16 protein-coding genes are annotated in these 13217 nt (G+C 67.9%); 10 read left to right on the top strand and 6 right to left on the bottom strand.

Annotated features, from left to right (window positions below; translation table 11 throughout):
* Positions 1-2: 2 nt before the first annotated feature.
* Together NOW55_RS01710 and NOW55_RS01705 are read right to left on the bottom strand one after the other, a co-directional pair.
* Positions 3-1262 (bottom strand): acyl-CoA thioesterase/bile acid-CoA:amino acid N-acyltransferase family protein, encoded by a 1260-nt coding sequence (locus NOW55_RS01710; RefSeq protein ID WP_256398324.1) that lies wholly within the window; start codon positions 1260-1262, stop codon positions 3-5.
* A 73-nt stretch (positions 1263-1335) separates the two neighbouring features.
* A complete protein-coding gene (locus NOW55_RS01705; RefSeq protein WP_256398323.1) occupies positions 1336-1863 on the bottom strand; it encodes a hypothetical protein in 528 nt (175 codons plus the stop codon).
* Positions 1864-2165: 302 nt separating this feature from the next.
* Here NOW55_RS01705 and leuB point away from each other — a divergent pair, with 302 nt between their 5' ends.
* Both leuB and NOW55_RS01695 read left to right on the top strand, forming a co-directional pair.
* Positions 2166-3143, top strand: coding sequence for a 3-isopropylmalate dehydrogenase (gene leuB / locus NOW55_RS01700; RefSeq protein WP_256398322.1), 978 nt, complete (start codon positions 2166-2168; stop codon positions 3141-3143).
* Between the two features lie 36 nt (positions 3144-3179).
* A complete protein-coding gene (locus NOW55_RS01695; RefSeq protein WP_256398321.1) occupies positions 3180-3326 on the top strand; it encodes a DUF7557 family protein in 147 nt (48 codons plus the stop codon).
* On the opposite strand, the gene NOW55_RS01690 is transcribed toward NOW55_RS01695, so the two are convergent.
* A complete protein-coding gene (locus tag NOW55_RS01690; RefSeq protein ID WP_256398320.1) occupies positions 3323-3808 on the bottom strand; it encodes a DUF5799 family protein in 486 nt (161 codons plus the stop codon). The genes NOW55_RS01695 and NOW55_RS01690 overlap by 4 nt on opposite strands.
* A 149-nt stretch (positions 3809-3957) precedes the next feature.
* On the opposite strand from NOW55_RS01690, the gene NOW55_RS01685 reads away from it, so the two are divergent.
* Positions 3958-4809, top strand: coding sequence for a ubiquinol-cytochrome c reductase iron-sulfur subunit (locus NOW55_RS01685; protein ID WP_256398319.1), 852 nt, complete (start codon positions 3958-3960; stop codon positions 4807-4809).
* 32 nt (positions 4810-4841) lie between these two features.
* Here the strand turns inward: NOW55_RS01685 and NOW55_RS01680 are convergent, their stop codons facing one another.
* Positions 4842-5234, bottom strand: coding sequence for an OsmC family protein (locus NOW55_RS01680; protein WP_256398318.1), 393 nt, complete (start codon positions 5232-5234; stop codon positions 4842-4844).
* A gap of 189 nt (positions 5235-5423) precedes the next feature.
* Here NOW55_RS01680 and NOW55_RS01675 point away from each other — a divergent pair, with 189 nt between their 5' ends.
* Both NOW55_RS01675 and NOW55_RS01670 read left to right on the top strand, forming a co-directional pair.
* Complete coding sequence (locus NOW55_RS01675; RefSeq protein ID WP_256398317.1) at positions 5424-6122, top strand: mechanosensitive ion channel family protein; 699 nt, start codon at positions 5424-5426, stop codon at positions 6120-6122.
* 55 nt (positions 6123-6177) lie between these two features.
* Positions 6178-7209 (top strand): PAS domain-containing sensor histidine kinase, encoded by a 1032-nt coding sequence (locus NOW55_RS01670; RefSeq protein ID WP_256398316.1) that lies wholly within the window; start codon positions 6178-6180, stop codon positions 7207-7209.
* An 86-nt stretch (positions 7210-7295) separates the two neighbouring features.
* On the opposite strand, the gene NOW55_RS01665 is transcribed toward NOW55_RS01670, so the two are convergent.
* Positions 7296-8033, bottom strand: coding sequence for a metal-dependent hydrolase (locus tag NOW55_RS01665; protein ID WP_256398315.1), 738 nt, complete (start codon positions 8031-8033; stop codon positions 7296-7298).
* 118 nt (positions 8034-8151) lie between these two features.
* Here NOW55_RS01665 and NOW55_RS01660 point away from each other — a divergent pair, with 118 nt between their 5' ends.
* On the top strand, positions 8152-8415 hold the full coding sequence (locus tag NOW55_RS01660) for a hypothetical protein (RefSeq protein ID WP_256398314.1): 264 nt from the start codon (positions 8152-8154) through the stop codon (positions 8413-8415).
* Positions 8416-8449: 34 nt separating this feature from the next.
* On the opposite strand, the gene NOW55_RS01655 is transcribed toward NOW55_RS01660, so the two are convergent.
* Positions 8450-8650 carry a DUF7835 family putative zinc beta-ribbon protein gene (locus tag NOW55_RS01655; RefSeq protein ID WP_256398313.1) on the bottom strand — a complete coding sequence of 67 codons (201 nt, stop codon included), beginning with the start codon at positions 8648-8650 and terminating at the stop codon, positions 8450-8452.
* Positions 8651-8802: 152 nt separating this feature from the next.
* Here NOW55_RS01655 and NOW55_RS01650 point away from each other — a divergent pair, with 152 nt between their 5' ends.
* The 4 genes from NOW55_RS01650 to NOW55_RS01635 all read left to right on the top strand — a co-directional run bounded on the left by NOW55_RS01650 (position 8803) and on the right by NOW55_RS01635 (position 13166).
* Positions 8803-9150, top strand: a complete 348-nt coding sequence (locus tag NOW55_RS01650) for a winged helix-turn-helix domain-containing protein (RefSeq protein ID WP_089735019.1) — start codon at positions 8803-8805, stop codon at positions 9148-9150.
* A gap of 87 nt (positions 9151-9237) precedes the next feature.
* Positions 9238-9498 (top strand): DUF7521 family protein, encoded by a 261-nt coding sequence (locus NOW55_RS01645; protein ID WP_089735021.1) that lies wholly within the window; start codon positions 9238-9240, stop codon positions 9496-9498.
* Positions 9499-9545: 47 nt separating this feature from the next.
* Complete coding sequence (locus NOW55_RS01640; protein ID WP_256398312.1) at positions 9546-11837, top strand: OB-fold nucleic acid binding domain-containing protein; 2292 nt, start codon at positions 9546-9548, stop codon at positions 11835-11837.
* 93 nt (positions 11838-11930) lie between these two features.
* Positions 11931-13166: an alanyl-tRNA editing protein gene (locus tag NOW55_RS01635; RefSeq protein ID WP_256398311.1), complete on the top strand. Its 1236-nt coding sequence runs from the start codon at positions 11931-11933 to the stop codon at positions 13164-13166.
* The last annotated feature ends 51 nt before the right edge of the window (positions 13167-13217 follow it).

Raw genomic sequence — 13217 nt, 5'->3', positions numbered from 1 at the left:
GGCTACTGTTCTCCCGGTTCGTCGGTCTTTCCGAGTCCGTCCGCGAGGAACGCCTTCGCGCGCGGCCAGGAGTCGGCTGCGGCGTGGGCGGTCGCCTTCGCCCGGTCGGCGGGCCCGACGCCGGTCATCGGGCAGTACGGGCGGCCGATGAAGTGGCCGACGCCGTCGTAGGTGTGGTGGGCGAAGCGGTGCGGGAAGTCGACCTCCGTCAGTCGGTCCATGGCGATATTCGACAGGTACCGCGACTGCCAGACCTCGTCGTCACCGCCGGAGAGCAGGAGCACGGGACCGTCCGTCTCATCGACGTGGACCGTCGCGCGCTCGACCTGCTCGTCGGTGAGTCCTTTCTCGACGGATGCGCCGGGGGCCGGGTCGGCGACGACGTGGGGGACGGGCTCGCCGTCGTCGGTCCAGGCGGGTTCGCCCGAGGGCGTGTCCCACATGATTGCGCTGCCGGCGTAGGAGACCACCGCGCCGACCCAGTCCCGGCGCGCACCGAGCAGGAGCGCGAGTTCGGCGCCGCGGGACGCGCCGACGAGACCGACCGGGCCCTCGCGGACGCCCGGCTGGTCGCCCAGCCAGTCGACCGCGGTGTCGAAGTACGAGAGCGGGACCCGTCGGTGCTCGTCGGGGATGGGTTCGCCCTCACCGAAGTAGTCGATGGCGAGCGTGGCGTACCCCTCGTTCGCGAGTGCCTTCGCGGTCGAGTCGGAGAGCCGGCCCGCGGACCCGTGAAGGTCGAGGACGGCCGGGTGGGGTCCCTCGCCCGGTGGTTCGTAGAGAGTCCCGACCACGTCGTCGTGGTCGACCGGGTGGGCGGTCACGCCGCCGTCGTACACCTGCCGGGTGATGGTCCGGCTGGCGGACCGGTCGCCGGCAGTCGCCCGGAGCTCGACCTCGACGGTCGGCTCGTCGCTGACGGCGGGGAAGCGCGTCCCGTCGTCGGCCGCGGTCATGGACCAGTACCAGCCCATCGGTTCGACGCCGTCGTAGCTCCCGTCGTCGGGCGCGTGTACGGCGAGCGCGACGGTGCCGTCTTCGTCGGCGGTGAACGTCGCCTCGGAGCGCCAGGTGACGCCGTCGTGGGCGCACAGTTCGGCCGTGAACGTGACCTGCTCGCCGGGGGTGAGGCCGGTCACCTCGACCGGAATCGTCTCGTCGTTCGCGCTCTCCGGCGGGGCGTGGATGGCGAGCGCACCGCCGGTGTCGGTGTCTCGCTGGTCGTCGGCTGTGCTCGGGTCCTGTGGTGGGAGTTCTGACATGGCTGAGGCTGGTGGTGGGGCGGTCGTCGGCGGTGCTGGCTGGGGTTCGGCGAACAGGGGAGGGCTGTTGGGGTCAGTCGAGGAACAGCCGGACGTCCTCGGCCTCCGGCTGCCCGTCCTCGAACAGGTCCGATGGGTAGCTATCGTGCCACTCGAGCGACCAGTGTTCGGCGGCCAGGTCGGGGAGCTCGGGGGCGTCGGCGACGGGTTCGGCGGCGAGGACGACGTGCGTGGTCTCGTCGAAGACCTCGTCGTCGCCCTCGATGACGTGTTCGGCATGACGGACGCGCTCGACGCCGGTGATGCGGACCTCCATCTCGGCGATGTCGGCGAGTTCGTCGCGTGCCGCGGCGGTCCAGTCGCCGTCGTACTCGACCTTCGGACTGGGGAGGACCGCCCGCCCCTCCGCACGGTCGGTGACGAGCAGCAGTTCGCCGTCGTCGTTCGTGACGCCGACGATGGCGCGGCCGGCGTAGTCGGCCTCGCAGTGGTCCTCGTTTCCGTGCGTGAACGTGTCGGTGACCTCCTCGACGCCGTCGCGTTCGGCGAGTTCGGTCGGGTCGTCTGGAACGTCTACCGTGTTCTGAGTCGTGTCGTGCATGTGTGATGTGGGCGGCGGCGTCGCGTTACCTGGTCGTCGAGCGACGTGGCTGTCGCTCGTCGTCGGGCGGTACACTGTCGTCAGCGGGATGTCTGGCCTGTCGTCGGTGCCGGCTCGCTGCCGGGAACAGTTGCTACTGGAGACTGATACAAGAAACTGCCGATTTCTATTCGCGTCGCCCCTGCATGTAATTATTTCTTCCCCAGGCATAAATAACTTTGGGTCGGACAGTCGGAGGTGCCCCCCTGGCGGATGTAGCCCCTTCCGGAATCCTGATTTGAGCACGACGAGTGCCTACCGTCATGACAGACCAGATCGCCGTCGTCCCCGGCGACGGTATCGGCCAGGAGGTCGTCCCGGTCGCCGTCGACGTGCTCGACGCTGTCGGCGAGTTCGAGTTCGTCCACGGCGAGGCCGGCGACGCGACGAAGGCAGAGACCGGCACCGCGCTGCCCGAGGAGACCTACGACCTCGTCGCAGAATCGGACGCGACCATCTTCGGCGCGGCCGGCGAGACCGCCGCCGACGTGGTTCTCCCGCTCCGCGAGGCCGTCGGTTCGTTCGTCAACGTCCGCCCGGCACGCGCCTACCCGGGCGTCGACGCGCTTCGACCCGAGACCGACCTCGTCTTCCTACGCGAGAACACCGAGGGCGTCTATTCAGGGCACGAGGACCGACTCTCCGACGACCTCTCGACACTCACGCGCGTCATCACGACCTCGGCCTCCGAGCGTCTCGCCGAGTTCGCCTGCGAGTACGTCGACGAGCGCGACCTCGACGGCTTCCACGTCGCGCACAAGGCGAACGTGATGCGCGAGACTGACGGCCGGTTCCGGGACGCGGTCGTCGCGGTCGCCGACGAGCACGGCGTCGAGACCGAGGAGGTGCTGATGGACGCGTTCGCGACCCACGTCTGCCTCGACCCCGAGCAGTTCAAGGTTGTCGTCTGCCCGAACCTCGCTGGCGACGTGCTCTCGGACCTCGCCGCCGGCCTCGTCGGTGGGCTCGGCATGCTCCCGTCGGCCAACGTCGGCCCCGAGAACGGGCTGTTCGAGCCGGTCCACGGGAGCGCCCCCGACATCGCCGGCGAGGGCGTCGCGAACCCGGCGGCGACGCTGCTCTCTGCCGCGATGCTCCTCTCACACCTCGGCTACGACGACGAGGGCGACCGCGTCCGTGCCGCCGTGGAGGACGTGCTCGCCGACGGACCCCACACGCCGGACCTCGGCGGCGACGCGACGACCGAGGACGTGGGCGACGCCGTACTGGACCGGGTCTGAGCAAGCGTTTTCATCCGGGACGGCGTATGGTATCGTATGCCAGAGGTAGAACTCAGCGAGGAGACCGTGGAGCGGCTCGACAGCCTCCGGGTCGACGACGAGAGCTACGACGAGCTCGTCACGGAGCTGATGAACATCTACGAGGCGGAGGAACTGACGATGTTCCGGTCGGGCGACGGCTAGTTCTCGTCGGCGGCCGGTGACCGCGCCGCGACCGCACAGATCTCCGCCCAGCGACCCTTCGACTCCAGGTGTTCCTGTAGCTCCTCGCCGTAGCGCGCCGCGAGCTCGCTCGCCGCCTCGATGCGCTCCTGGTCGGGGTCGCCGTCCCCGTCGCCGCCCCCCATGCCCAGCGCGGACTTGACGGAGTCGACGATGCCGCCGCCGTTGCCGCGGTTGCGTGACCCGCCGCCGGGCGCGCCGCCCATCGCCTGCATCTGGGCGTTGATGTCGTCGAGTTCGGGAACGATTGTCGCCACCTTCTCGGTGTTCGCCACGATGCGTGCCTCCTCGGGCGAGTCGGGGTTCTCGATCTCGAACTCCACCGCGCTCATGATGAGGTCCCACTCCTGATTGGTGAACTCGGAGTTCAGCACGTCCTGCGTGAACTCCTTGTCGACCGTCATCCGTTCGCCGACGACCTGGTCCGTCCAGCGGTTGTCCATGTCACGACCTTTCGTGAGCACCCGTATCAGGATTGCGCTCGCGCGCACGTCTTGGCAGGGCCCCACAAGAACGTTTCTCCAGTTGACAGCCGGTAGGAACGCGCGACCCGTATATGTCCCTCCTCTGACTCATCTTCGACTGGTCCCCCATGGATACAGACAAGTACCCTACGGAGAGCGACCGACGACGGTTCGTCAAAGGTGTCGCGGGCGGTGCAGCGATGGCCGCCATCTCGACCGCAGGCGGTGCCGCCATCGAGGCGACGACCACGGGCGCGGGAACCGGTGGCGGGACGGTCACCTACCGCGCGGCGAAGAACACCGACGGCCCCGCCCCCCGTGGCCTCCCACAGATCCCGCTCGAACTCGACGACGACGGCTACCTGAAGGGCATCTGGCCCGAGGCCGAAGAGCGCGAACTCGAGGACGGCACCACGATCACCGTCGCCGAGACGGAGCTCGGTGGCGTGACGTACTCCACCCAGTGGTTCCAGTACTGCGGCTGCCAGACGTTCCAGAACGTCCAGCCCGACGGCGACCACGACAACTACATGCGCTACAGCGCGAACACCCGCCTCGACTGGCAGAGTTCGGAGACCAGCATCGGCGAGCGCGTCCACGTCGACCAGTTCGACGACTACGCGGAGTGGGGCAACGGCATCGGCGAGGACGGCTACGGCAAGCCCGCGAACTGCACCTGGCGGTCACAGGACGTCGACAGCGAGGAGACGCTCCCCATCCAGGTCATCCGCAGCACGCGCGTCGAGCGCGCCGCCGAGGAGAGCGAGTGGCTCGCCGAGAGCACGGTCGACGGGTTCATCGCCTTCCTCAACAAGTGTACCCACTTCTGCTGTATCCCGGGATTCAAGGACAGCAGTGACGCCCCGAAGTTCGGCGCTGCGAACAAGAGCTACTGCGCCTGTCACCAGTCCGTCTACGACCCGTTCGAGGTCGTGGAGCGCTCGTTCACCGCCCTCCCACGACCGAACACCGACGGCTGAGACGGGCGAGAGAAACCGCGACGGAACCGGTCTCAGAACGCGTCGCCTTCGATGTCGACGTCCGCGACCAGCTCACTCTTCACGGCGTCGCCGACCTTGCACAGCTCGTGGGCGCGCTCGGCGATGGCGTCGCCCTTGTCGCCGATGTCTCCCGCGACCTTGATGTCGAAGTGGACGGACGCGAGCTTGTCGTCGTCGTTGAGCTCGCCCGTCGAGTCGATCTCGATGCGGCCGAGGTCGCCGGCCTGGCGCTGCTCCGCGCCGACGCGCAGCGCGGGGACGTAGCAGGAGGCGTAGGCGGCGAGCAGCGCCTCGAGTGTGTCGGGCGCGGCCTCGCCGGTCGCGTCGACTGTCGTCTCGAAGTCGCGGATTGTGTTCTCGGTGCTGAACCCTTCCTCGGAGACGCTGTGGACTTCTTTTGACATTGCGTTCGGAACGTTGCTCGGCAGCGCCTTCATACTTGTTCTTGCGGGTGGGGCGACTCTGTCTCAGTCTGATCTTGTCCGGAAACTTTAGTTACTGTTCTTACGACACCCCGAACGGGCCATGATAGCTCAAGGCAGTACGTGGTGTGGCGACGTTCGTACCGTATCGACCGCAGCTGGGTGGTCAGCGTGATTTCGCTCCAGAGCAACTTCGAGATCACGCCGACGCCCCTCATCCGGTGGCTGGACAACGTGTTATCCCGAATCATCACCGACTTCCAGGGGATCGCACCGAACCTGGTGTACGCCCTCATCTACCTGGTCGTCGGCTTCCTCGTCGCGAAGTTCGTCTCCGGGACCGTCGTGAAGGTCACGCGACGGATGGGGCTGGACGAGATGGCCGAGGACTCGCCCCTCGGTGAGTTACTTCCCGGTGACCTGAGCCGGCTGCTCGGCCAGTTCGCGACCCTGTACATCTACCTGCTCGTCGGCCTGCTGGTGATGCAGGAACTGGGCATCGGCCGGCTCGCCGCAGCGTTCAACGGCGCGGTCGAGTTCCTCCCCACCGCCATCATCGCAGCCATCGTGGTGGCACTCGGCTTCTGGCTCGCGGACCTCGTCGAGGACCGCATGGCCGACTCCGACCTCGGCGACGGACAGGTGGGCTCGCTGTTCGGCGCGGCCGTCCAGGTGTTCGTCTACATCATCGCCATCGCGGTCGGTTTCGGCGCGCTGGCGTCCTCGACGGGGGCGGGCGGCATCGCGTTCCCCATCATCCAGGCGTTCGCGCTCGGGTTCGCCATCGCGCTCGGCCTCGCCGTCGGCTGGGTGAGCAAGGACCACCTCGCCGGCGCGGTCGAGAGCGACGACGAGGACGACTACGAGTAACGGGACACCGAACCGGACGGAACGGTTATTCCGCTCCGTGTAGAAGCTGTGTCTCATGACCGACAGCTCCCTGGAATCCTCGGACCCCGTTCTCGAGACGCTGGTCGAGAACATGCCCGAGGGCGTGCTCATCGAGAACGCATCCAGGGAGATTCTTCTCGTCAACGAGCGACTCTGTGATCTCTTGAACATCCCGTACGAGACTGCAGCGCTCGTCGGGATGGACTGCGAGGACGCGGGCAGACACGTCGCGGACCGGTTCGCCGAAACCGAGGAGTTCGTCCCCCGCATCACGGAGCTGCTCGAACGACGCGAACCCGTCCAGGGGGAGGAGGTGGAACTCGCGGACGGGCGGACGCTCGAACGCACGTACGTCCCGTACGACCACCCCGAGGGGGAGGCGAACATCTGGCTCTACCGGGACGTGACCGAACGGGCCAGCCACGAGGCGGAACTCGAACGCCAGAACGAACGGCTCGCGGAGTTCGCCTCGGTCGTCTCGCACGACCTGCGGAACCCGCTGAGCGTCGCCACGACGAGCCTCCAGCTCGCCCGGGAGGACTGCGACAGCGACCACCTCGACGAGATAGAGCGCAGCCTCGACCGGATGGACCGGCTCACGACGCAGCTGCTCACCCTCGCCCGAGAGGGTGAACGGACCGAGGAGCTGGAGCCGACGCCGGTGTCGGCGCTCGTCTCGCAGTCGTGGAACAACGTCGAGACTGGCGGGGCGACGCTCGTCAACGACACCTCGGGCATCGTGCTGGCCGACTGGAGCCGACTGGGACAGCTGTTCGAGAACCTCTTCCGGAACGCCGTCGAGCACGGCGGCGACGACGTCCGCGTGCGCGTCGAGTCGACCGAGGACGGCTTCGTCGTCGAGGACGACGGGGTCGGACTGCACGACGTCGACGTCGCGCCCGAACGGCTGTTCGACACCGGCTACTCCAGCAAGGACGACGGCACGGGCCTCGGCCTCGGCATCGTCCACGAGATAGCGACGGCGCACGACTGGACGGTGCAGCTCGAAGAGGTGCCCGACGGCGGCCTCCGGTTCGAGGTGACGGGCGTCGAGTTCGAGCGGTAGGAGAGCCGCCAGCGAGTACGGGGTGGAATCTGGTCCAGCCCCTGCGTTCGCATCAGCGCTTCGAGCGGGTCGAGGGGGAGTACCCCTCAGTCGAGCAGGTTCTCGCTCAGGGTCCAGCTCTCGTCGCCCTCGAGGACGACAACCTCGGCGTCGCTGCCCGTCGCGCGCACCTCGCGGGCGAAGTCGTCGGGGTCCTGCTCGATGGGCGGGAACGTGTCGTAGTGGATCGGCAGGGCGAAGTCCACGTCGAGCCAGTCGACCGCGATGGCGGCCTGCCACGGACCCATCGTGAAGTGGTCGCCGATGGGGACCGCGGCCACGTCGGGTTCGAGGTACGGTGCGATGACGTCGCGCATCTCGGTCATCAGCCCGGTGTCGCCCGCGTGGTAGAACGTCTCGCTCTCCTCGTCGGTGACCTGCGTCGGCTTCGTATCCGAGATGACGAACCCGGCCGGCATCCCGCCGGAGGTGCCGTAGCCGGTCTCCATCCCGTTGGTGTGGTCGGCGCGGTGCATCGTGATGTAGGCGTCGCCGCACTCGACCGTGCCGCCGATGTTCATGCCCATCCCGCCGACGGCCTCGTAGTCGCCGAACTCGTCCCGGCAGTACTCCACGACCTCTGGCGTGGCGACGAGCTCGACACCCTCGTAGCGGTCAACGTCGCCGATGTGGTCGGCGTGACCGTGTGTGAGCAGGACGTAGTCCGGGTCGAGCTCCTCCGGGTCAGTGTCCGTCTTCGGGTTGTCGAAGAACGGGTCGATGAGCAGCTCCGTCTCGCCGACCGTCACACCGAACGTCGAGTGTCCGTACCAGGTGAGTTCCATGGCACTCCCGAATTCGTCCGGTAGCTACTTCAAGGTACGCGCGTCGGTAGCCGGGAATTCGGGGCAGGCACCGCTTCGACCACCCACGACTATGGTCCGCCGTCGAGAACTGTCGGCCATGCTCGCACTCGAACTCGACGAGTTCATGGTCGAACTGAAAGACGGCAGCATCAAGAACGTGGGCCCGACGAACAAGTCCGCCTCGGCGAAGCTGTTCGACGTCGAAGCCGTCGAGGTACGCGAGTTCGGCGACAAACGACTCAAGTTCGTCTTCGAGGACGACTCGGGGAACGAGGTGCAGGTGTCCCTGTTCCCCGAGGAAGCAGAGAAGATGGCAGCAGACGTGGAGTCGCTGGCGGCCGACTCCCCGGTCTTCGAGTGACCGCCACCGCTCCGGTGTGGGATTGCCGAACGGGTCAGGCGTTGTTCATCCGCTGACTGGAGCGCTCGCCGCAGCTCTGGCACTCCTTCACGCGGTACGGCTCACGGGAGAACTGGGCGTTCTCCTGCTTGCTGCTCTCGGTGATGATCTGGACGGAAACCTTGTGGAGCGTCTCCGTGCTGCAGTGTTCGCAGTGTTCGGTCAACCCGTCTATTGAGTCGTCAGTCGTTGCCATACCTCCCCATTATCGGCTACCCATATAACGTCCAGTTAGCGTTTTCATCGGATGTAATAACCGAGTTATCTAGCGTGTTTATTTCCACGCTATTCGAGGTCTGAATCCCTTCGGACACAAACCTTTTAGTCGCCAACCGGTCACGTAAACTCGTGGACGACGAGCGGCCAATCGAAGAGATACTCGATACAATCGGTGACGAGACCGCCCGGGAGGTCCTCGCAGCCGTGAGTGAGGAGCCACGGTCGGCGAAGGAGGTGGCCGAATTCTGTGACCTCTCGCTCCCGACGGTCTATCGTCGTATCGAGATGCTCAAAGAACACGAACTGATAACGTCGGAGACGCTCGTGGCCCGTGACGGGAACCACTACGACGCGTTCAAGTCGAACTTCGACGCGACTGTCATTCGGCTCAAAGAAGATGAGTACGACATCCGTATCTATCGCAAGGAGAACCTGCCGGACCGCTTCTCCAGCCTCTGGGACGAGCTCGGTCGGTGATCACAGGCGTCGGGAGAGCCAGAGACGTCGACGAGCCGGAGGTGAGACCCGGTGGTCGACCTGAGCGCCGTGGCGGACGTGCTCCTGATGGGGCTGCGCCTCGTGCTGTTCGCGCTCGCGCTCGGACTGACGTTCATCAGCTTCCAGGCGTACAACCAGAAGGGCGGCAAGCGACTGGAGTCGGCGTTCATCGGCTTCGCGTTCATCAGCATGGGCGTCGCCCTGACCACCATCAGCACGCAGATCACGCGCGAGGCCACCGCCGAGACCGCGACGTACTTTCAGGTGGCGGAGACCATCCCCTTCATCGTCGGGTTCAGCATGTTGTACCTGTCGCTCTATCGCTGAGGTAGATTCGACAACCGTTTTAGGCCGGGTCTTCTCTACTCGGTCAAATGGGTAACTGTATCATCTGTGGTGCCTCCGTCGACGGGCACATCTGTTCGAGCCACGAGGAGGACGTCGTCTTCACGTTCGAAGGCAACCGAGCCAACCAGCTGAAGCCCGGCCGCTACTACGAGGGGTCGGTCGACGGGTTCGCCGAGTTCGGCGTGTTCGTCGACATCGGGACCTCCGTCACCGGCCTGTTGCACCGAAGCGAACTCGACCGCCGACTGGACAGTCTCGACTGGGACGCCGGCGACAGGGTCTACGTCCAGGTCACCGACATCCGCGACAACGGCAACGTGGACCTCGGCTGGTCCATCCGCCAGCGCGAGTCCGACTTCCGTGGCACACTCGTCCAGACGCCCGAGGGCGACGAACTGCCCGACGAGCCCGACGAACCCGACGAGGAGGCCGAACCGGTCGCCGCCGGCGGGAACGCCGCCGCCAAGCAGAAGGTCCGGACGCCCGACGAGGGCGACGCGGCCCCCGCGACGACGGACTCCGACGCCACCGAGGAGGCTCCCTCGGAGGGCGAAGCCGAGGGGAGCGACGAGACGGTCGACGCGGCCAAGGCGGCCGAGACCGACGACGCCACCGAGGACGAGCAGGCCGAGACCGACGCCACCGAGCCGACCGAGGACGAGCAGGCCGAGACCGACGCCACCGAGCCGACCGAGGACGAGCAGGCCGAGACCGACGCCACCGAGCCGACCGAGGACGAGCAGGCCGAGACCGACGACGCCGAACCGACCGAAGCGGCCGAGACCGACGACACCGAGAGCCGCTCCGAGCTCGCACGTAGCACGGTCGACAACGTCGGAGACCTCGTCGGACAGGTCGTCCGCATCGAGGGCGAGGTCGTCAGCGTCCGTCAGACCTCCGGCCCGACCGTCTTCGAGATCCGCGACGAGACGGGCGTCGTCGAGTGCGCCGCGTTCGAGGAGGCCGGTGTGCGCGCCTACCCCGACGTGGAGGTCGACGACGTCGTCCGCCTCGAGGGCGAGGTCGAGCGCCACCACGACGAGGTCCAGATCGAGACCGAGGTCCTCACGACACTCGAGGACGACGACGCCACCGTCGTCTCCGAGCGCATGGACGCCGCACTGGACGAGCAGGCCGACCCCGGCAGCGTCGACCTGCTCGCCGACCACGATGCCGTCGCCGCCGTCGCCGACGAGGTCCGCGAGGTCGCGACCGAGATCCGCCGCGCGGTCATCCAGGGCCGCCCGGTCGTCGTCCGCCACACCGCCACCGCCGACGGCTATGTCGCCGGTGCCGCCATCGAGCGCGCCGTCCTCCCCCTCGTCGAGGCGGAGCACGAGCGCCAGGACGCCCAGTACCACTTCTGCGAGCGCCGCCCGCTCGACGACACCGTCTACGGCATGGACGCCGCGACCGACGACGTGACGAACATGCTGGACGCGCGCGAGCGCCACGGCGAGCAGCTCCCGCTCGTCGTCCTCGTCGACCTCGGCAGCACGCTCGAGTCCCGCGAGGGCTACGAGCTGCTCGACGTCTACGGGGCCGAGTGCCTCGTCATCGATTCGGGCTACCCCGACGCCGAGGTCGCCGACGACCTGGGCGGCATCGTCGACCCGCACCTCGCGAGCGACGACGTGACCGACGTGACGACGACCGCGGTCGCGGCGAACGTCGCCGCCCACGTCAACGACGACGTGCGCGACGACCTCGCGCACCTCCCCGCGGTGAGCTACTGGGAGGACAGCCCCGAAGCGTACACCGAACTCGCCTCCGACGCCGGCTACGACGAGAGCGAGACCACCGAGCTCCGCGAGGCCGTCGGTCTGGAGGCGTTCTACCAGTCCTACAAGGACAAGCGCGAGCTCATCACCGACATCCTCTTCGAGGAGACCGACGGGCTCGCGGGCCACGTCAGCGAGCAGTTCCGCACCAAGCTCGACCGCGAGCTCAAGACCGCCCGGCGGAACCTCTCGACGCGCTCCGCCGAGGGCGTCGACTTCGCCGTCCTCGACGCGGACGCGTTCAGCAACCGGTTCGACTTCCCGCCGACCGAGCTCCTCCTCGACGCCCTCCACCGTCAGGACGGCGAAGACACCGAGGCCGACCTCGTCACCCTCGCCCTCGGCGAGGACGAACTCCACATCAGGAGCACCAGTCCGCTCGACGTCCGCGACCTCGGGACCGAGGTCGACGAGGAGGTCCCCGAGGGCGGCGTCAGCGTCGTCGGCGGTCGCGACGGCCACCTCGAGTTCCTCCGCGGCGAGCGCGAGGACGTGCTGAACGCGACGGTCTCCGCCATCGCGAACTCCTTCGCCTGACGTCGGGTCCGGGGGAGTGTCAGCCACGATGCACGGCCCGAAGACTGAATCCGGCGGCACGTTTTTCTCGCCCGCCCGTCTTGCAATCGCGTAATGACGGGGCAACTCGCGGCGCGCCAGCCGTACACGACACGCTTCGAGACCACGGTCGCGGGCGTCGACGGGCGCGAAGTCCGGCTGAAGACGAGCTACTTCTACGCCGAGAGCGGCGGCCAGCCGAGCGACCGGGGCACCGTCGGCGACGTGCCGGTGGTCGACGTACAGCACCGGGACGGCGAGCACGTCCACACGCTCGCCGAGGAGCCGACCTTCGGCGAGGGCTCGTCGGTGCTCTGCGAGGTGGACTGGGCGTTCCGGATGTACTGCATGCGGGCCCACACCGCGAGTCACGTGCTGTACGGGGCGGCCCGTCGGCTCTGTGACGACCTGGGCTACGGCGGCTTCGGCATCGACGATGAGAAGGTCCGGGTGGACCTGACGACGTCGAGCGACGTGACCGACGAGACGCTGGTCGAACTGGAGCGGCTGACGAACCAGGCGGTGTGGGAGTCCCGCGAGGTGGGCTGGAAGTCGGTCCCGCTCGCGGACCTCCGCGAGGACGGGTTCGTCGCGTTCAACACGAAGACCGAGGAGGGCGTCTTCGAGGGGGCCGACGAGGTGCGCGTCGTCACGGTCGGCGAGGGCGACGTGGTGCCGGGCGAGCCCCGCGAGCGGCCCTGGGACGTCGCGGCCTGCGGCGGGACGCACGTCCGGAACACCCGGGAGATCGGACCCGTCACGCTGCTCTCGCGGTCGAACCCCGGCGAGGGGATGACCAGAGTCGAGTTCGCGGTGGGTGAGCGGGGCATCGAGCACCGGGCCGCTGAGAAGCGGGCGGTGCTCGACGCCGGGCGGGCGCTGGACGCCGCGCCGACGGATATCGCCGAAGCGGCGGAACGGCTCTCCGAGCGGGTCGAGGAGCTGGAGTCCGAGCTCGCGTCGGCACGACGGCGGCTCGTGGCGTCGACGCTGACGGCGGCGGAGCCGTTCGAACGCGATGGAGAGACGTGGCTGGTCGCGACGGTCGAGGGCGTCGAGGCGAACGACTGCCGAGAACCGCTCCAGGCGTCAGCGGGGCGGGATGCGGATGTCGTGGTGGCGGTCGGCGAGTCGGGGCGGACCTTCGTCGCGGTCGCGGCGGGGCCGGACCACGACGCGTCGGCCGTGGTGGAGGCGGTGACGGCCGACTACGGCGGTGGTGGTGGCGGCAGCGGGTCCTTCGCGCAGGGCGGTGGCATCGACGCCCCGCCAGCGAAGGTGGCCGAGGGGCTCGGTAGCAGGAGCGCATGAGCCCCCCGGCTGGGCACGAGTTGGTGACGAAGGCGTACGACGAGGGAGGCG

The sequence above is a fragment of the Haloarchaeobius litoreus genome, from assembly GCF_024495425.1.
Lineage (GTDB): Archaea > Halobacteriota > Halobacteria > Halobacteriales > Natrialbaceae > Haloarchaeobius > Haloarchaeobius litoreus.
Note: the sequence above shows the minus strand (reverse complement) of the source record. Positions and strands in the feature narration are given on the sequence as shown.

What these genes read in the sequence shown, in the direction of transcription:
- NOW55_RS01655 (WP_256398313.1), bottom strand. Translation starts at nt 8,650, where the DNA reads ATGGCAACGACTGACGACTCAATAGACGGGTTGACCGAACACTGCGAA.
- NOW55_RS01635 (WP_256398311.1), top strand. Translation starts at nt 11,931, where the DNA reads ATGACGGGGCAACTCGCGGCGCGCCAGCCGTACACGACACGCTTCGAG.
- NOW55_RS01695 (WP_256398321.1), top strand. Translation starts at nt 3,180, where the DNA reads ATGCCAGAGGTAGAACTCAGCGAGGAGACCGTGGAGCGGCTCGACAGC.
- NOW55_RS01680 (WP_256398318.1), bottom strand. Translation starts at nt 5,234, where the DNA reads ATGTCAAAAGAAGTCCACAGCGTCTCCGAGGAAGGGTTCAGCACCGAG.
- NOW55_RS01685 (WP_256398319.1), top strand. Translation starts at nt 3,958, where the DNA reads ATGGATACAGACAAGTACCCTACGGAGAGCGACCGACGACGGTTCGTC.
- NOW55_RS01660 (WP_256398314.1), top strand. Translation starts at nt 8,152, where the DNA reads ATGCTCGCACTCGAACTCGACGAGTTCATGGTCGAACTGAAAGACGGC.
- leuB (WP_256398322.1), top strand. Translation starts at nt 2,166, where the DNA reads ATGACAGACCAGATCGCCGTCGTCCCCGGCGACGGTATCGGCCAGGAG.
- NOW55_RS01690 (WP_256398320.1), bottom strand. Translation starts at nt 3,808, where the DNA reads ATGGACAACCGCTGGACGGACCAGGTCGTCGGCGAACGGATGACGGTC.
- NOW55_RS01640 (WP_256398312.1), top strand. Translation starts at nt 9,546, where the DNA reads ATGGGTAACTGTATCATCTGTGGTGCCTCCGTCGACGGGCACATCTGT.
- NOW55_RS01710 (WP_256398324.1), bottom strand. Translation starts at nt 1,262, where the DNA reads ATGTCAGAACTCCCACCACAGGACCCGAGCACAGCCGACGACCAGCGA.
- NOW55_RS01670 (WP_256398316.1), top strand. Translation starts at nt 6,178, where the DNA reads ATGACCGACAGCTCCCTGGAATCCTCGGACCCCGTTCTCGAGACGCTG.
- NOW55_RS01665 (WP_256398315.1), bottom strand. Translation starts at nt 8,033, where the DNA reads ATGGAACTCACCTGGTACGGACACTCGACGTTCGGTGTGACGGTCGGC.
- NOW55_RS01705 (WP_256398323.1), bottom strand. Translation starts at nt 1,863, where the DNA reads ATGCACGACACGACTCAGAACACGGTAGACGTTCCAGACGACCCGACC.
- NOW55_RS01645 (WP_089735021.1), top strand. Translation starts at nt 9,238, where the DNA reads ATGGGGCTGCGCCTCGTGCTGTTCGCGCTCGCGCTCGGACTGACGTTC.